The organism is Novosphingobium sp. (assembly GCF_036820275.1).
Classification (GTDB): domain Bacteria; phylum Pseudomonadota; class Alphaproteobacteria; order Sphingomonadales; family Sphingomonadaceae; genus Novosphingobium.
In genome coordinates this window covers 17,303-34,427 of sequence record NZ_DAISLT010000028.1, presented here as the reverse complement: position 1 = coordinate 34,427, position 17,125 = coordinate 17,303, and the positions used below count along the sequence as shown (strand labels likewise).

The 17,125-nt window shown below is 63.9% G+C and carries 15 protein-coding genes and 1 pseudogene; 10 read left to right on the top strand and 6 right to left on the bottom strand.

Annotation, left to right across the window (positions count from 1 at the left end; all coding sequences use genetic code 11):
• Positions 1 to 38: 38 nt before the first annotated feature.
• Both V7066_RS19580 and V7066_RS19575 read right to left on the bottom strand, forming a co-directional pair.
• A complete protein-coding gene (locus V7066_RS19580; RefSeq protein ID WP_334184657.1) occupies positions 39 to 359 on the bottom strand; it encodes a hypothetical protein in 321 nt (106 codons plus the stop codon).
• Positions 360 to 371: 12 nt separating this feature from the next.
• The gene (locus V7066_RS19575; RefSeq protein WP_334184656.1) at positions 372 to 1,025 is read right to left on the bottom strand and encodes a hypothetical protein; all 654 of its coding nucleotides are present in this window, start codon (positions 1,023 to 1,025) and stop codon (positions 372 to 374) included.
• 85 nt (positions 1,026 to 1,110) lie between these two features.
• Here V7066_RS19575 and V7066_RS19570 point away from each other — a divergent pair, with 85 nt between their 5' ends.
• From V7066_RS19570 to V7066_RS19530, 9 genes are all read left to right on the top strand, one after another.
• On the top strand, positions 1,111 to 3,393 hold the full coding sequence (locus V7066_RS19570) for a TonB-dependent receptor (RefSeq protein ID WP_334184655.1): 2,283 nt from the start codon (positions 1,111 to 1,113) through the stop codon (positions 3,391 to 3,393).
• Complete coding sequence (locus V7066_RS19565) at positions 3,387 to 3,968, top strand: hypothetical protein (protein ID WP_334184697.1); 582 nt, start codon at positions 3,387 to 3,389, stop codon at positions 3,966 to 3,968. Before V7066_RS19570 ends, V7066_RS19565 begins: the two co-directional genes overlap by 7 nt.
• The gene (locus V7066_RS19560) at positions 3,965 to 5,350 is read left to right on the top strand and encodes a PepSY-associated TM helix domain-containing protein (protein ID WP_334184654.1); all 1,386 of its coding nucleotides are present in this window, start codon (positions 3,965 to 3,967) and stop codon (positions 5,348 to 5,350) included. Before V7066_RS19565 ends, V7066_RS19560 begins: the two co-directional genes overlap by 4 nt.
• 308 nt (positions 5,351 to 5,658) lie before the next feature.
• Entirely contained in the window at positions 5,659 to 5,799 is a 141-nt protein-coding gene (locus V7066_RS19555) for a hypothetical protein (protein ID WP_334184653.1), read from the top strand.
• Positions 5,796 to 6,194 (top strand): transposase, encoded by a 399-nt coding sequence (locus V7066_RS19550; RefSeq protein WP_334184696.1) that lies wholly within the window; start codon positions 5,796 to 5,798, stop codon positions 6,192 to 6,194. Before V7066_RS19555 ends, V7066_RS19550 begins: the two co-directional genes overlap by 4 nt.
• A 128-nt stretch (positions 6,195 to 6,322) precedes the next feature.
• Positions 6,323 to 7,534 carry an MFS transporter gene (locus V7066_RS19545; protein ID WP_334184652.1) on the top strand — a complete coding sequence of 404 codons (1,212 nt, stop codon included), beginning with the start codon at positions 6,323 to 6,325 and terminating at the stop codon, positions 7,532 to 7,534.
• Positions 7,535 to 8,153: 619 nt separating this feature from the next.
• Positions 8,154 to 9,503 carry a hypothetical protein gene (locus tag V7066_RS19540; protein ID WP_334184651.1) on the top strand — a complete coding sequence of 450 codons (1,350 nt, stop codon included), beginning with the start codon at positions 8,154 to 8,156 and terminating at the stop codon, positions 9,501 to 9,503.
• A gap of 13 nt (positions 9,504 to 9,516) precedes the next feature.
• Positions 9,517 to 10,956, top strand: a complete 1,440-nt coding sequence (locus V7066_RS19535; RefSeq protein ID WP_334184650.1) for an acyl-CoA reductase — start codon at positions 9,517 to 9,519, stop codon at positions 10,954 to 10,956.
• 280 nt (positions 10,957 to 11,236) lie between these two features.
• On the top strand, positions 11,237 to 11,734 hold the full coding sequence (locus V7066_RS19530; protein WP_334184649.1) for a MarR family winged helix-turn-helix transcriptional regulator: 498 nt from the start codon (positions 11,237 to 11,239) through the stop codon (positions 11,732 to 11,734).
• Positions 11,735 to 11,887: 153 nt separating this feature from the next.
• On the opposite strand, the gene V7066_RS19525 is transcribed toward V7066_RS19530, so the two are convergent.
• Together V7066_RS19525 and V7066_RS19520 are read right to left on the bottom strand one after the other, a co-directional pair.
• Entirely contained in the window at positions 11,888 to 12,928 is a 1,041-nt protein-coding gene (locus tag V7066_RS19525) for an NAD(P)H-dependent amine dehydrogenase family protein (protein ID WP_334184648.1), read from the bottom strand.
• A gap of 33 nt (positions 12,929 to 12,961) precedes the next feature.
• Entirely contained in the window at positions 12,962 to 14,644 is a 1,683-nt protein-coding gene (locus tag V7066_RS19520; RefSeq protein WP_334184695.1) for an MFS transporter, read from the bottom strand.
• 181 nt (positions 14,645 to 14,825) lie between these two features.
• On the opposite strand from V7066_RS19520, the pseudogene V7066_RS19515 reads away from it, so the two are divergent.
• Positions 14,826 to 15,074: pseudogene (locus tag V7066_RS19515) on the top strand (hypothetical protein); the annotation flags it as partial.
• A 34-nt stretch (positions 15,075 to 15,108) separates the two neighbouring features.
• On the opposite strand, the gene V7066_RS19510 reads toward V7066_RS19515, so the two are convergent.
• Positions 15,109 to 15,360 (bottom strand): hypothetical protein, encoded by a 252-nt coding sequence (locus tag V7066_RS19510; protein WP_334184699.1) that lies wholly within the window; start codon positions 15,358 to 15,360, stop codon positions 15,109 to 15,111.
• A gap of 27 nt (positions 15,361 to 15,387) precedes the next feature.
• Positions 15,388 to 17,088 (bottom strand): M61 family metallopeptidase, encoded by a 1,701-nt coding sequence (locus V7066_RS19505; RefSeq protein WP_334184647.1) that lies wholly within the window; start codon positions 17,086 to 17,088, stop codon positions 15,388 to 15,390.
• Positions 17,089 to 17,125: the final 37 nt, after the last annotated feature.

Sequence of the window (17,125 nt, the reverse complement as noted above, 5' to 3'; positions counted from 1 at the left end):
GGCGGGCGTCAATCGCCTTGCTGAAAGCGTCGGCTCTTTCATTCAATGCGTAACCCCTCGACCTGCATCTTGGCGCTCTCGAGCACCCGACGAACGTTCAAATGGAAGGCGAGACGCGCGATCGGCTCCCAATAGGCGATCGGGTCGATGCGCAACACGGTCTGTGCCTGCAGCGTAAGCTTCGTGCCGCCATTGCGCAGGGGCGAGAGCATATATCTTGTGTCGCCGGTGACGACATACCCGGTCAGGTGCGGGGTATGAAGATGGCGATAGGGGCTCATTTCTTCCATCGCCGGGGGCTGCGAAAGGACGGTGAAGGCCAGCACGCGGCCAGGCTTCCATTCGGTCACACGTTCCACCGCGGTTCCGGTCTAGAATACACCCAGGCGCGTAGCACCCACGCCTTCGCCCTTGAGGCTACTGCGGACAGGGTAGGCCAACCCCGCAAGTCCGGGAAGCCCCGGCGATAACCCGATAGGTGCTTCGCTGGTGATCGCCCGCCACACCGCGTCCGGCGAGGCGGCGATTTCGATGCTCTCGATCGTGTTGATGGAAATCGCGGGCGGCATGCTCGCTTCCAGCGCGAACAGGACGGGAAGCACTGCGACGGACATTAGCGGCCTGCTGCCATCGTGTCCGAACAAGGCGATGGCCCGGCCGAAGGTGCCGCCAAGCGCCGCGGCAGCCAGACCGAGCGGTGCGACCAGGACGATGCACATGAAGCCCTCCAGGGCGAACATAAGCAATGCAAGCCCGCCCAAGGCTCCGGCCGCGAGAACATGCGCCATGGTCCGCGCCCCGGTCTGCGGGACGCGACGGTTCACGATGTACCCAGTCGTCATGCCGACCACAAAGGGTGTCGCGACGAATAGGCCCCAGCCATACGCGCTGAGAGTCAACGCCGAGATCAGTACGGCGACCACTATGATAGCCACGCCCGCCAGCACGCCTTGCAGGACTTGGGCCCGATCCACTCGAACCTGAGGGTGGCAGCGATGCTGCGCGTCTGGAACGACCTCCTGCATGGCAAGATCGCAAGACACTCGCAATGCTATTGACTCGCAATATTGCCAATATTAGCAGCCTGTGGAAATCCAAAGGGGGGTTCCATTGATCCGTTTTTCCGCTCTGTTTTCGGGTGCTGCCTTGGCGGCGCTCGCCGTTCCCGCTTACGCGCAGGCTGTGCCTGGCGTTGAGGAGAATGCAGCGCCCGGCGACATCATCGTCACCGGCGAAAAGTCGACGCGCACCTTGCAGCAGACGCCGACCAGCATTGCCGTCACCACGTCCGAAAAGATCGAGCGGGAAACCCTGATCTCGATCCAGGACGTCTACAACCGCACCGCGAACCTTTCCGAGATGTACGGTTCCTCGGGCTTCACCATTCGCGGGGTGAGCAACTCCGGCGTCGGCGCCGGTGGACAGGCCGATGCGGCGAGCGTCTATGTCGACGGTGCGCCGATCCCCAAGTCGGCGCTCTACGGCGGCCCCACCGACATGTGGGACGTCCAGCAGGTGGAAGTGCTGCGCGGACCGCAGTCGACCATTCAGGGCCTCAACGCGCTGGCGGGCGGTATCGTCATCACCACCAAGGACCCTTCGCTCACCCGCTGGACCGGCGATGCCCGTGTGCTCTGGACCGAGCATAATGACCGCACCTTCTCGGCCGCCGTGGGCGGGCCGATCGTCGCCGACGAACTCGGAATTCGTCTCGCGGCCGAGCGCCGTGCCGACCGCGGCATCATCCGCAACGTGACGCGCGGCGGCCACGACGACGCGTTGAAGTCACTCAACTTGCGGGGCAAGGTGCTGTGGACGCCGAGCGCGCTGCCCGGCCTCGAAGCCGTCGCCAGCTACAACCGCGTGCGGCGCGACGGCGGTTATCTCTACGAATATGCCCGCACCGACGTGCCGGACTTCTACGATCACCGCATCTCGACCGGCGACCAGCCCAGCCGTGGCAAGATCGACAGCGATATCGCCGTCTTCAAACTGAGCTATCCCCTGTCCGACCAGCTCAAGCTGTCGAGCGTCAGCTCGTGGAACCGCTCGACGGTCCACTCGGTGATCGATACCGACGGCACCCCCGAAGACATCCAGGCGATCGACAATCGCTACTTCTACAAGACGCTGACGCAGGAACTCCGCCTCAACTACGAAAGCGAGCGACTGAGCGGGCTGCTGGGGGCCTGGTACTACCGCCGCACCGGCGAGCTTGAGCAGAACAGCCGCGTCAATATCGCAACGCCCACATCGACGATCGCCGGGCTGCTCCAGGCTAATGGTGCCAGCGCGGTGCAGGCGCAGACCATCGCCAATGCCTATGCCGGGCAGCTTCCGGTGATCCCGGTGCTCTATCATGCCGAGCAGCCGGAGAAGGTGGAGACGATGGCGCTGTTCGGGGACGCGCGCTTCAAGGTCACCGACCAGCTCACCCTGATCGGCGGCTTCCGCTTCGACCACGAACGCAACCGTTATGCCGCCGAGACCGTGGCGACCTTCAACGGCACTCTGCCGGCCGTGAACTTCCTCGGCACGGCTTATGCCCCGATCATCGGGCTTATCAATCAGGGCGTGCTCGGGCTTGTCGACGATGCGTCCTCGCCGCTGGCGTCGAACAGCCGCACGTTCAACGCCTTCCTGCCCAAGGTGGGCGTGAGCATGGACTGGACACCGGACCTCACCACCGCCTTCACCGTGCAGCGCGCCTACCGCTCGGGCGGATCGAGCCAGAACCCGGCCCGCGCCGAACTGGTGGCTTACGATCCCGAATATAGCTGGAACTACGAGGGCTCGCTGCGTTCCAAGTGGCTGGGCGGCAAGCTGGTGGTCAATGCCAATGTCTTCTACATGAAGTGGAAGGACCAGCAGGTCACCGCCTATTTCGGCCTCAACTCTTACGACTACAACACCGTCAATGCGGCCGGTTCGCACCTCTATGGCTTCGAAGTGGAGGCGAATGCGAAAGTCGCGCAGGGTATCGATCTCTACGCTTCGGTCGGACACGTCCGCACCAAGTTCGACGATTTCGACCTGCCTGCGGGCGCGACCAGTACGGTCGACCTCAAGGGCACGCAGTTCCCCTATGCTCCGCGCTGGACATTGGCGGGCGGCGTGAACGCGAATTTCGGTGGCGGCTTTACGGCGAACCTCAATGCCAACTACCGCACCTCGGTATTCACCGGGGTCGGGCAGGATCAGGGGCAGTTCAAGGTTTCGGCCCGCACCGTCGTCAACGGCAAGCTGGGCTACGAGACCGGGAACTGGCAGATCTTCGCGTTCGTACGCAATCTCTTCGACGAGAAGTACAAGCAGTACGAATATGCCGCAATCCATCAGGCGATCCTCGGCGATCCGCAGACCTTCGGCATCGGCGCCGGAGTGCACTGGTGATTTGGCTACCCGTTCTCGCGCTTCTGGCAGGCGGCGCGCTGGGCGCCGTCCTGCTGCGCGCGTCGTGGCGAAAGCGCGATGGCGCGGCGCCGGTGCCGCTCGCGGGGGGATGGGCCATCCTGATCGGCCTTGCGGCCGGTGCCGCCTGGCTGATCGGTCCGGTGAAAGGACCGGCCCTGGCACTCGTCATGGAAGGGATCGGCGCGCTTTGCGTGATCTGGCAGGGGCGGGTGCGCCGCAAGGCCGGACGGACCCGTGAAACCGAAGCCGCGCCGGAACCGCTGGAGGAACCCGGCCGCTTCTGGCGCGGCGTCTTGCGCACGCTGCTGGCAGGGCCGCTCGGCATGACGGCGGCCATGGCGGTTGCCTTCTGCGTGACCGTCTACATGCCGGGCGATCCGCGCACCCGGATCGTGACCGGAGGCCTGCTGATGCCGGTGCTCTGGGGGCTGGCGATGACATGGACGCTGGCCGACCGCCGCCTGTTGCGGGCAACCGCGGTGCTGGTGGGAACCAGCCTGGTCGGGTTCGGTCTCGCCTTCCTGGGCGGCGCCGTTCTGGGAGGCAGGGCATGAGCAATACCCGCAAGAAACAGTGGCGATGGCCGATTTCGCCCGAAACCGTGCGCTCGGTGCTGAGCAGCCATTCGGTGCTGGGATTGGCCTTTGCCGCCGTGATCTATCTTGTCTGCCTGACCGGGACGATCGCCGTCTTCGCGCCCGACCTTCAGCGCCTGGAAGTCTCGGGTACGCCGATAGCCAGGCAAGTGTCGAACGAAGCCGCAGCCCGCGCGCTGACGGAAGCGGCAAGGCAGGTTCCGGCCGACGCCTCGCTCTACCTGACGATGCCCGGCCCCGCCCGGGAAGGCGCGACGCTGGTCGCCTTCAAGCCCGATTTCGAGCGGAACTGGGCGGTCGCGGAGGACGGTAGGCTGTCCTTGCTGGACGCGGTCTGGACCGAATTCCTGATCACCCTGCACATCTGCCTGCACCTGCCGCGAAGCTGGGGCGGCTTCATCGTCGGCCTGACCGGCGTTGCCTTGCTGTCTTCGCTGGTCTCGGGAATTCTTGCCCATCCCCGTGTGGTGCGCGATGCCTTCCACTTGCGCCTTGGCGGATCGCGCCGGTTGCAGGAGGCTGATCTGCACAATCGTCTGGGCATCTGGGCGCTGCCGTTCCACTTCACGCTGGCACTGACCGGCGCACTGCTGGGCCTGAGCACATTGATCGTCGCCGTGCTCGCGCTGCTGCTCTATCGCGGCGAGATGGAGAAGGTCTACGCCCTGTTCCTCGATCCGCCCCCGCCGGTCGATGCCCGCGTGGTGCCGATGCCGGACCTCGCCGCCCTCATGGCCCAGGCCCGCGCCCGCATGCCGGGAACGACGCCGGACAGCATCATGGTCGAACGCCCCGGCCGCGCCGACATGCGCATCGCGGTCCACGGACGCCAGGCAAGACTGCTGGTTCCGCAAGACGAAGTGCAGTTCGATGCCCAAGGCAAACTGATCCACGAGGAGCACCCCAAGGACCTCGTCGTCGGAACCCGTGTACTTGGCGGCATCGGCCAGATTCATTTCGGGTGGTACGGCGGCTTGCCGGTGCGGATCGCCTATGGCCTGCTCGGTCTGGCGCTCTGCGTCGTCACGTCGAGCGGGGTCACGATCTGGCTTGCCCGGCGCCGCGACCGCGGAAGGCCCGCGCCGCAGTGGGAACGCATTTGGGCCGCCGTTTGCTGGGGGCAGCCGCTGGTTTTGGCGCTCACCGCGATCCTCGCCTTCCTCATGCCGACCGCTCCGCTGGTTGCCGCCTGGCTTGCGCTTACTTTTGTCACGATTGCCGGTGCCGCGCTGCCCTGGCGCATTTCCGGCGCGCGCCTGGGCCGCATTGGCCGGTTGGCCTTGCTGGCGGCTCTGATCGTGACTGTCCTGCTCTACACAGGGCGAGGGTTGGTCGGCTAAGCTAACGGCAAGCGGCCAATGCGGGGCGCTCGTTTACGGCTCAGTTCGGCGGTCGAACGATGGGTGTGATACGCATTGGTGGTTTCGAGCCGCAGGGAAGCCCGTCGATCTGCCGCGCGGCGTTCCAGGCACTTCATCGTTCTGCCAGCGAGCAGTGCGACGATAAGTGTCAGGATGCCGTCATGGCCACGGCAAGCCACGGGTGGATGATCGCCGGGGGCTGAGCGGGATCATCTTCGTCAACCGCAACGGGCTGCGAATACGGGCTTCACAAGACATTGTATAATCTCTGGAAACGTTGGGGCGAAATGGACGTATTCACCCGAATGATGGAAGGCCTGTCAGCCCAACGCGCTGAACTCCAGACCGTCATGATCGATGCGACCTACCTCAAGGCACACCGCGCGGCTTCCAGCCTTGGGGTAAAAAAGGGGACCTTGGGCGCCTGATCGGACGGACCAAGGGCGGCATGAACACCAAGCTTCACGCTGTCACGGATGCCAACGGCCGCCCATTGAGCTTCTTCATCACGGCAGGCCAGATTAGCGATTTCACCGGGGCGGCGACCCTGCTCGATGATCTGCCCAAGGCCCAGTGGATGCCGGCTGATCGAGGCTATGACGCTGAATGGTTCCGGGATGCGCTCGAGCAAAAGGGTCAAGCCTTGTATTCCCGGCCGCAAATCCCGCTCCATGTCCGTCAAACACGACAAGCGCCGCAACCGTATCGAGATCATGTTCGGCGGCCAGAAGGACTGGCGTCGCGTCGCCACACGATACGATCGCTGCCCCCCGTCTACTTTTCCGCACTCGCTTTGGCTGCAACTGTCCTCTTCTGGCTCTGATTAGTGAGTCCCGAGCCTGGTAATATCGCGCGGATGATGTGTCGCACCCTTGATGCGTCGGGCATTATGAATGACCACTCCTTTCGAAGCGCATCAAAGTGTCGCGCAATAATCGATCGGAGAGAACGATGCCAGCTTATGTACGCGAGCTGCGTGAGCAATGGCGACCGTTGCTTGCCGCGGTCATTGGCTTGAGTTCGGGATACTCCATCATAAGCTATGTGACGAGCATCATGGCGCCTCACCTGCTGCGTGAGTTCGGGTGGTCGAAGGCAGAATTTGCCGCCGTCAGCAGCCTCACATTGGTGTGCGTGCTGGTATTTCCCGTCATCGGTCGTCTGACCGACGTCGCCGGAGTGAAGCGCACCGCTCTTGTCGGTGTCGTCGCCTGCCCGATTGGATATACGCTTCTGAGCCGGATGAACGGCGATATCCGCGTCTACATCGCGATTTTCCTGGCAATGGGACTTATCTGCATCACGACGACCGCCACAGTATATAGCCGCGTTGTGGTGCGCCATGTCGTTCACGCACGCGGGGTCGCGCTGGCGATCGTCGCATCCGGGCCGGCAGCAATGGGCGTGATCGCGGCTCCTTTGTTAAACGAATTCGTAGAGGCTTACGGATGGCGGCCGGGCTATCTCCTTGTCGCGACCTTCTCTGGTGTGCTGGGCGTTGCAGCGCTCCTCCTCATGCCGCGCGAAGGACCGCCAGGGGCACTGGGGCGAACCACGCGCGTTGCACGTGACGATTATCGAGCGATCTTCCGAAACCGATCGTTCTGGATTCTCGCTTCGGCAATGCTCCTGTGCAATCTTCCCCAGATCATTGCCTTGACCCAGCTAAATCTGATGCTGCTCGACAAAGGGGTGCGGCCGGAGGGCATAGCCATCATGATCTCGAGCTTTGCGATGGGGACGCTGGCAGGGAGGTTTGTGTGCGGACTGGCACTGGATAGGCTGCCTTCGCATCTGGTTGCCTGCTGTTTCATGGCACTTTCGTCGGTCGGTCTCTTCCTCATGGCTTCTTCTGTTGTCTCGAGCCCGTTCATAGTCCTTTCCGTTGTTCTTATCGGCCTTACCATTGGTGCGGAAGGTGATCTGATCAGCTATCTTGTTGCGCGGGCCTTTGGTGTCGAAGTCTACGGTACCGTGATGGGCATGATGACCGCGATTATTGCCGGGGCTGCTTCATTGGGGGCCATTATTCTGAGCCTGATGCTTCGCGGAGGGGGAGGATTTGCTCCGTTCCTGTCGCTCTGCGGCGTGACGGTCGTTTTGGGTGCCGCCCTGCTTCTGCTGTTGGGTCGGAATGGCTGCGACGCACCGAAGGGGGAGTGATTCCAGCTAATATCCATCAGAAGATGATCCCTATCTCGTGCGCGGGATCGCCCATTGAGGCCTGCCATACGCCCCGCAACCTGCCGGAGCGCATCGGACATTGCCGACTGTCTGACGACGAGCCGGAACGGACATGTGGTGGCCCACGGTCCGATGAGCGAGGTGCTGATGCCACCTGCCTGATGGAAATGGCGACCGGATATCGGGCGTGTCGCTGGAGAAGAATGCGATCGTGCAGGCGGAAGACCCTGCTTCACTGCTGAACGCAATCCTCTACGGCCCCTAATTGCCGCCGCCGCCTTTCACATCTGGACGAACGCGGATGCCGGGCTTTGGCAAGCGCCTGTCGGGCGAGGATGTCGCAGCGGTTGCAAGCTATTTGCGCAGCCATTTCAGCAATCGGGCGAGCGGGGTGTCGTCGGCGCAGGTGACCAAGCATCGTTGAGCCGGTCCTTTGAGTTCAGTTGCCCTTCGCGCTTGACCGATCGCCATCGAGTGGAGATAGTTTAGATGATAAACTATGAGTCTCGGCTGCTGTTCCGGCAGGCGTTCTAACGAAACTCATTGGTGTCATGAATTTCAGGGCTGACCTGAAGATGTGGAATTGCAGGAGGTCACGATGGGTACAGCTGCCGACAAACTCACCGCGATGGCGCGAGACGAGAAGCGTTTCGATTACGATCCGGCGGAGTTGCGCGATGCTCAGGTCGAGGCGCTGAACGAGCGTTTCCAGGAGCGCAAAGACGCCATCAAGCTGCTGGCCATGCGGGCACGCGAGGCAGAATTGACGCAGGTCGTGGCGCTGGAGGACATCGTCCCGCTGCTCCTCCCGCATACCGCCTACAAGAGCTATCCTGAGAGCTTCCTGACGGAAGGTAAATGGGATCGGCTGACGAAATGGCTGGGAACGGTTTCGCCCTATCCCATCACGATCGACACGGCCGGGATCGCCGGCATCGACGAGTGGATAGCGCGGCTGGAAGCCGCGGGCCATTATGTCTCCGCCTCGAGCGGCACGACCGGCAAATCGGCCATGCTGATCGCCTCGGAAAAGGACATGGTCTGGTCGCAGGCCGATACGGTCGGTGTCTTCTCCTGGGGGTCGGGCGTGGAGCCTGCGCAGGACAGGTTGCAGGTCGGTACCGGCCCGGTCGCGGCAGTGCCCAAGAACCTTAAAATCGCGGCGGCCCAGCGCGCGGCATTTGCCAATCCCGCCTGGGAGGCATGGCACTATCCGGTGCCACCGATCACGGTGGGCGCCCTCACGGGGCAGGTCGTCATGCGCAAGAAGATCGCGGACGGCACCGCCCGGCCGGACGAAATCGCCGACTTCGAGCGTATCTCGGCCGAGCGCGCGAAGGCTGTGGAGGAGGCCGTGCCCGCCACCGCCGATTTCCTGATCGCCAATCGCGACAAGAAGCTGATGATCGCAGGCCTGTGGAGCGGCCTCCATGCCGTGGCGAAGGCCGTGCGCGACAAGGGGTTCAGCGGGAAGGATTTCCACCCCGACAACGCCATCTATGTGGGCGGCGGTCTCAAGCGCGCAAAGCTGCCCGACGACTATAAGGAATTCGTGCAGGAGACGTTCAACATCCCGGCAAACCGAGATTTCCAGAATTACTCCATGCAGGAACTGAATTCCGGCATGCCCAAATGCCGCGAAGGCAATCGCTATCACATCCCGGCTTGGGTGGTGCCGCTCATCCTCGACAAGGATGGTAGCGCGCTGATCGCGCATGACTGGAACAGTGAAGTCGAGGGGCGTGCCGCCTTCTTCGATCTCTCCCTCGATGGACGCTGGGGGGGCGTGATCTCCGGAGACAAGATTTCGGTCGACTATCGTCCCTGCGCCTGCGGCCAGCGCAGTCCCTCCATCCGGGACAATATCGCGCGTTACGCCGACCTCGAAGGCGACGACAAGATCGGCTGCGCAGGCACGGTCGATGCCTATGTCCGCGGCGTTTCGTGAAGAGGAACCGACCATGAGCGAACATTCCGACTTCACCGTTTCCGCGCCCTTCTTCTATCGGGGCGAGGTCGTCGAGGGGGACGAGAGCATCCACCGCTCCCGTGACCTGGGCGTCAGCTTCGCCACGCCGCGCTTCGCTTTCGATAAGGCGATTCCGCCTCGGACGGAGGTGCCGCCACTTCTCAATGTGCCGACGGACGAGATCATCGATTTCCTCGTCGAGACGGGGCAGCGCCTCGTCGCGCCGGACAACGAGCATGTCCATGACTGTTTCGACCGCATGGCCTCAACCCACATCCTGCCACGCAGCGTGTTCGAGAATGTCGGCAAACATGCGGTTGCCTATCTCGACAAGCGTATCCTCAAGGCCGAGCTGGAGCAGAACTTCCCCGATACGCGCGCGCTCGACCGGTGGGTGCCTCTGCAGGATTTCACCGGGCGCAAGGCATGGGTCCGCGCCTTCGCACCCCGGCTGATCCATGTGCTGCCCGGCAATTCGCCCGGCGTGGCGATCAAGTCGGTCGCGCAGGGCGCGCTGGTCAAGGGGATCAACCTGTTCAAGATGTCTTCGGCCGATCCCTTCTACATGGTGGCCATCCTGCGCACCATGGCGGCGATCGACCCGGAGCATCCCATCGTTCGCTCCATGTCGGCCGCCTATTGGCGCGGCGGTGACGCCGCGGTCGAGAACGTCATCTATCGCCCCCAGTATTTCGACAAGATCGTGGCCTGGGGCGGCGGCGACGCCATCAACAATGTGGTCAAATATATCGGGCCGGGCTTCCAGCTGGTGTCCTTCGATCCCAAGACCTCGATCTCCATGATCGGTCGGGAAGCGCTGGTATCCGAGGAGACGATGGAGGCTGCAGCCGACCGCGCTTCCGCAGATCTCATGATGCTCAATCAGGAAGCCTGCGCCGCCAGCCGCTTCCAATTCGTGGAGGGGCCGCAGGATCTGGTCGACCGGTTCTCGGAGAAATTCCATCGCCGTATCGCCGAGCGCGCGGCGCTCTCGGGCGACGTGCGCCCTCTCTCCTCCGACCTCAAGGAAGAGGTTGAGGCGCTGATGATGATGGATGACGAATATGGCGTCTGGGGCCGGTCCGACGGCAAGGGGCTGGTCATCCGTTCCGACCAGCCGGTGGACTTCCACCCGATCAACAAGATCGGCAATGTCGTGCGGGTCGACTCCCTCGATGACGCTGTCCGCTACGTCAATGTCGCGACCCAGACGATCGGCTTCTATCCGTCGGATCGCATGGCGGACTATCGCGACCGCCTGAGCGCAGGCGGGGCGCAGCGCGTGTGCCCGCTGGGCGAAGCGGGGCCTTCCACCTTCGGCACCCCATGGGACGGCATGTATCCCCTCCATCGCTTCGTGAACTGGGCGGTGAACGAAAATGGTCCCGTCGATGGCGGGACCGAGGACAACGAGGTTTATCTCAACGCGTGAAGCAAATCGCGCGCCGCTTTACAGGGCGGCGCGTCTTCCTGCGAAAAGCGAACATGATCCTGCCAGCGGCAGAAGGAGATAATTGTGCGCTGATCGAAGGCCTTGGAACCAGACGGCTCGTTCTGCCTGGCCTTTTGCTGACGATGGGATCGGCCAGGGCCGGTTTGTCGCAATGCACAGCTGATCTGCGTTGACGCGTGCGTGCTTGGCATCCAAACGCGGTCTTTTCCAGCCAGTCGTGCATGCCTCGTGCCGCTTGCTGCGGACGGGAAGGCAGAGCATGGGCGGGAAGAAGCAGATACTTCGTCGTGATACGGATCTCTCGCTTGGAGAGTGGAGCATCGGCCCGCTATCCGATCTTATCAGTATTCGTTTGCGGCGCGTCGATATCCTGCTCACGAGGGCTTTCCATGACGCCGAGCCTAATATGCGATCCGGTGTCGTCTCGACTCTGGCCCTGATTGCGAGCAACCCAGGTATTTCGCAGAAGGAAATTGCGCAAATAAGCGGGACAGATAAGTCTAATGTCGTACCGCTCGTGAATGCACTTGAGGAAAAAGGCTGGGCCGAACGACGTCGATCCGAGGATGATGGTCGACGCTATTGTCTGTATGCAACTGCGGCAGGCGAAGCCGAAATCAATCGGATTGCAGACTGTATCCACGCCAGTGAACGGCTGATGCTTGCAGGGGTTTCTGAAAAGGACATTGAAGATTTAGAGGCTATTCTGAATCGTATGCACGATGCATGTCTGGACGTTCTCCAGAAGCGGAGCTGAACGCAACATAGCTCTTGCCGAAATTGGTTTGTGTCATGAACTGATGTTCGCGGGCCGAGAGCCTCGGCATGTCGACGACCGCCAAGGGCGCCGAGACCGAGAAGGACGCGATCGCGCTGTTTCGCAACCACGCCTTTACGGGGGCGTGAAAATCTACCCGTAGATCGGCAGGATCTGCGGCAGATCGACCGTCGTTCGAATGCCCGGCGGCGCGGCGCAGACGGCGGGAACGGCGTTGACCGGCCGGTGCGCGGTAAGACCCGGCGTATAGGCCGCATAGTCTTCCCCGGAGACCGGAAAAGTCACGTCCACTTTCACCGGGGTGTCCCCCTCGGTAACGATCCGCCAGCCGGATTCGCGCAAGTCCCAGTCATGCTCGATATCCCGGGTGACGTACCAGTTCGCCCGGAAGCGCAGGACCGGACGGCCACCGCTCTTGCAGGTTATCGTCGTGCGCATCGCGCCCACTGTCCCGGCGGCGACCGTGCCTGCCGCGATCGTCAGGTCGCGCCGCGCCGGCGAAAGCTCGCCCACGGCCTCGATCTCGTCCACCTTGAGGCCCATCGCATCCGCGATCTGCGAGAGCGAACTGCCGAAGTCCCCCTTGAGATGCTCGGCCCGGCGCTGGTCGAAAGGCGCCATCGGCGCGCCGAAACCCATGACCTGAAACAGCATTTCCGGTGAATTGCGGCTGGATACGTCGGCATACTCGTCGATGGTGAGCAGCCCGTGCGAACGCTGGAGCGACAGCAGCGGAATAGCCAGCGCTTCGGTCACGAAACCTGGGCTGGACCCGGTGCTGTAGATCGAGGCGTTCCCCGCCCGGCAGGCTGCTTCCACCCGCTCGCGAAGCGCGGGGTCCATCCGCGCCGGATTGTGAAAGTCTCCCCGCGTGGTGACGACGTTCTTGCCGGATGCCAGCAAGGTGCAAATCTCGTCGAAGTCGGTGCCTTGTCGCATGTAGAGCACGCAGTCCGCATCCAGCACGGCCATTTCTTCGAGCGAATGGCTCGCCTTCACGCCCGTTGGCGGCAAGCCGCAAAGTTCGCCCGCGTCCTTGCCGACCTTCTCGGGCGAACTGACCCAGAGCCCGACGAGGTCCATGCGCGGATGCTCGATCACCGTGCGCAAGGCGCGGCTGCCCACATTGCCCGTCGCCCACTGGATCACGCGCCAGGTCCGGTCTTCCGCCATCGTCTCTCTCCAAGTTCGTCCATTCGGGATCGTTCAGGGCGTCATCCAGCTCACGGTTTCCTGCCGAGGGTCGGGGGATTCGGCCTTCCACCGCACCGATCCGAAAGGCCGTTCGAGGCGGCGGCGCACGCGGCTGCCGGGATGCGAGCGGTTGAACGTATCCGCCTGCTTCTGAAGCTCGATATCGGCCTGGGTGAAGCGGTCGCGCAGGCGCAAGTAGTCGCCCCAGGTCGGGCAATGGTAGCGCTCGGTCCAGAGTGCGGGCGCGGCGATGTCCCGCGCGAGCGACCATTCGAAGCCGCCGTTGCGCTTTCGCATCGACTGCATCTTCATCATCACCGCGTAGAAGTCCCGCGCACGCTCGGGATCGACGTCGTAATCGACTTCGATAACGACCGGACCGGACCGCAGGGTCAGCGCCATCCCGACCGCCGGTTCGTGACCGAGCGCGACTTCGGCGGTATCGGCCAGATCGCTGCCGACGGGCAGGAGCAGGCCGAGCAGCGCCGTCGCGCCGACCGCGATACCCGAGGCCACGAGTGCGAAGGCCACGCTGCGGCCGGCAGCCACTTCCCCCCAGGCCCAGGCGCCCAGCCCGATCCCCGCGGTAATCGCCGAGGAAAACAGCGAAAGCGCCCGCGCCGTCACCCAGCGCGGCGCCGAAAGCTGCACGGTCACGTTGAGCATCGCGATGGTCAGGATGTTGCAGGCGCCGACCACCAGAAAGGCCGCGCAAGTCAGGACGATCTCGTGGCTCATCCCGATCGTGACGAGCGCGAGGCCGGTGCCGACTGCGAATATCCGCAAGGCCAGTTCGGTCGAGATTGCCTCGCCGATCCGACTGACGAAGAGCGCGCCGGTCACGGCACCCACGCCCTGCGCGCCCAGCAGCACGCCGAAAATGGAGGCGTCGCCATGCAGGAGGTCGCGCGCGATCAGCGGCGCCAGGGCGGAAGCGGTCGCCGTGCTGAGCCCGAAGACGAGCACCCGCACCAGCGCGGTGCGGATCGCCGGAGCATGAAACGCATACCGCACGCCGCCGACGATCGCGCGGTCCATCCGCTCCGGCGGCAGGCGCGACGGGACATGGCGACGGCGCCAGAGGAAGAACGCAAAGAGCAGCGGCAGATAGAGCAGCGCGGTCATGCCGAACACCGCCTTCGCCCCGTAGATCACCACGATCAGCCCGCCGAGCGCCGGACCGAAACTACGCGCGACATTGTAGCTGATCGTGCCCAGCGCGACAGCCGCGGGCAGGTGCGCACGCGAGACCTGTTCCGGGATCGAGGCCTGCCACGAGGGCGAATAGAGCGCGACGCCGCCGCCGATCAGCACGCAGAAACCCAGCAGCAACCAGGGCGTGACGAGGCCGAGGAAGGCGATGCCCGCCAGCACAGCCGCGCAGATCGCGCTGAAAGTCAGGCCGGTCATGGCGATGCGGCGACGGTCGAACATGTCTGCTATCGCCCCGGCGGGAAGTGTCACCAGCACCAGCGGCAGCATCATCGCGGACTGTACGAGCGCAACCATGCTGGGCGAACTGCTGAGCCGGGTCATCTCCCATGCCGCACCGACGCCGAGGAAGAGCTGCCCGAAGTTGGAGAACAGGCTCGCGGTCCATATCCTCCGGAAGGTCGGTTCTCGGAGCGGTGCAAAAGCGCCGCCCTCCGCCGTGGAAGGTGCAAGACTATCGACGGACGGCTCCCCGCGTTCCACTTCCTCCACGCCCTCCCCTTCGCCTTGCTTTTCGAGAGAATGTCGGCGCCGGCCGTGGGATCGTCAAGCGCACCGCCCGCGATTGCCCGAGGCCCCGCCCCCGCGATATGCTTTCACCTGAAAGCAATCGCCAAGGCGATAGGAAACAGACCTCCAACTGCAATTTCCCAAGTGAGCCAGCATGCCCCCGGACAGAACAGGCCGGGTGCCACAAAGCACGCTTTCCGCCGCCGTCCTCGCCGCGCTGAAGGAGCGCAACCGCTTCGATACCGCCGAGGTGGACGACGTGATCTGGGGCGTCTCCGCTGCGATCGGCCTGCAAGTCGGCGACATCGGCCGCATGGCCGCGCTCGACGCAGGCTACGACGTGAAGGCGGGCGGCGTCACGCTAAACCGCTTCTGCGGCTCCAGCCTGGCCGCCACCAGCTTCGCCTCGGCGAAGATCCTGTCCGGCATGTCCGGCCTCATGATCGCGGGTGACCCTGAAGCCTCAGGCGCAGCAGCGACTTGGCCTTGTGATCCAGCCGGCAGGCGGAGGCTCGGCGTGGCAGATGCGGCAGGTGCGGCAGGTGCGGCAGGTGCGGCAGGTGACCGGCGAAATCGTGGTTCCTCCCACCGCCGCGGGTGGAGTGCCGACCAATTCGCTGACCAATCTGGCTCAGGTCGGATCGCAGCAGGCTGTTGCCGATGGCGAGGTCGCGCGGACCGAGGCTCAAGCGCGTCTCGCACGCATCGCCCCTCTTTCAGTTCGTTGCGCAGCCGTGTGCAGAACTTGCCCATTGATAAGCATCGACGGTTTCACCGCGCGGCTTGTAGGTAAAGCTCAGTTTCTGTCCGTCCCGCTCTATGTCGAGCGTCAGCGCGGCGTCCTGATCGCCTTGCAGGGCGTCCTGCGGAAAGCGGTTGAGAATGCGGTCGCCGTCGCGCAGTCCCGCTGCTTCGGCTGCGGAGCCGGGCTTGAGACCTTTCACCACGCGATCCGGGGTCACGAGGATCAGCGGATCGAAGCCAAGGTCGAAGCGTTTAAGCGGCTTCGTCACGCGCTTGAAGCAAGGGCCGAAGGCGTCGGAAGGGGGCAGGACAGTGCCGCCGGCCAGCATGGCGTCGAAATCCGCGAGGCCCTTTGCGCCGAGTTCCTGACCGAGCAGTTTCTTCCAGAGCGTCAGGTCCATTGCATGACCGGCGCGGCGCTCGGCCAGCATCCGCCGGACAAGATCGTCGAGCGAGCGTTTGCTCTGCGAGGCCGCGCGGATCTCTGAGTCCACGGAAGCGAAGTAGAGCGATCCCCGGTCGTAGGGCAGCACGCGGATACGGGTGTCTTTCCAGAACCCCTCGGCGATCCGGTCGTTCGGGGTCGCGATCAGGGCATTGGTGTAATAGCGCGCGGCAGTGGAATTGAGATCGTCCAGAAAGGCCTGCCGCGAGATCAGCCCGGCGCGCCAGGGCAGCAGACGCTGGTAGTGGACGGCCAGCCCTTCGCCGAACCACGAGAGGCCGAGGCCGCCCGGCGCATCCATGGAATCGCTCAGGGAATTGATCCAGGCGTGGACCATCTCGTGCGCCAGCAGGCTCTCCAGGTCGGCGATCGGGGTCTTTTCGCTGAAGGTGAAGGCGAAGCTGTCGGTAAGGCCGATGCCGCTGCCGGGATTGACCGGATTGGTGCGGGCGAAGACGCCGAAGCTGGCGGGGCGCTGGTCGAAGAACGTGCCGTAGAAGCTCTGGAGACGCGCGGCCCAATCCATCAGTTCGGGGCCGTCGAACCCGAAGCGCCCCTGCCAGGTGCCGAAGAACGTGCCCTTGGCGTAAGTGCCGACCTGACCGGCCATATAATAGCTGCCGCTGATCTGGTCGGCGCGCAAAGGGCGGCTGCTGCGGCTGTCCCCGGCGCCGATGCTGGAAACGCCGCGTGCATCCTTCCCGGCGCGCGCGAGATCCCAGTGAACGGAGAGGGCGCGTGGCCGTTCGTCGGCAGGCAGGATGAGGAAAGCATTGCCCGCTCCGGACAGGCCGCCGTCGCTGGCACGCAGTTCGTACTGGGGCTTGGCCAGTCCGGGTTGCGTGGGGTCGATCGAGACGCGGTAGGCCACCGTCACAGGGCCTTCGACTGGGCGGAGCGGCTTCCACGTCCGCTCCAGATTGTCGCCATCCTTTTCCGCGTCACGGGCTTCGACGGGCAGAACGCCCCTGGCGTCGGAAAAGACAAGGGCGGTCATGCTCCTAGCCGAGGTTTCGACGGTGTTCGCGGTTACCGCGATGGCCGCCAGTGCCGCCCCTTGCGGAGGCGCTTCGAAGCGGACCGAGACGTCCATCCGGGTGAGCGCGCCGCGGGGGTCGGCGACGGGCGCCAGGGTAATGGAAATGTCCGGGGCATCGGCGGCTCGTGCGGCGGTGAACGGAGCCGAGGCCAGAAGCACGGCGAGCAGGGCGGAGCGGGGCGATGTCATGACCGGAGGCTAACAGGCGGTTCCGAACGGAAATGTG

Excerpts from the sequence above, each read along its gene's own strand:
- V7066_RS19530 (WP_334184649.1), top strand. The coding sequence starts at position 11,237 with ATGGGCGGGAAGAAGCAGATACTTCGTCGTGATACGGATCTCTCGCTT.
- V7066_RS19540 (WP_334184651.1), top strand. The coding sequence starts at position 8,154 with ATGGGTACAGCTGCCGACAAACTCACCGCGATGGCGCGAGACGAGAAG.
- V7066_RS19575 (WP_334184656.1), bottom strand. The coding sequence starts at position 1,025 with ATGCAGGAGGTCGTTCCAGACGCGCAGCATCGCTGCCACCCTCAGGTT.
- V7066_RS19535 (WP_334184650.1), top strand. The coding sequence starts at position 9,517 with ATGAGCGAACATTCCGACTTCACCGTTTCCGCGCCCTTCTTCTATCGG.
- V7066_RS19505 (WP_334184647.1), bottom strand. The coding sequence starts at position 17,088 with ATGACATCGCCCCGCTCCGCCCTGCTCGCCGTGCTTCTGGCCTCGGCT.
- V7066_RS19545 (WP_334184652.1), top strand. The coding sequence starts at position 6,323 with ATGCCAGCTTATGTACGCGAGCTGCGTGAGCAATGGCGACCGTTGCTT.
- V7066_RS19560 (WP_334184654.1), top strand. The coding sequence starts at position 3,965 with ATGAGCAATACCCGCAAGAAACAGTGGCGATGGCCGATTTCGCCCGAA.
- V7066_RS19555 (WP_334184653.1), top strand. The coding sequence starts at position 5,659 with ATGGACGTATTCACCCGAATGATGGAAGGCCTGTCAGCCCAACGCGCT.
- V7066_RS19525 (WP_334184648.1), bottom strand. The coding sequence starts at position 12,928 with ATGGCGGAAGACCGGACCTGGCGCGTGATCCAGTGGGCGACGGGCAAT.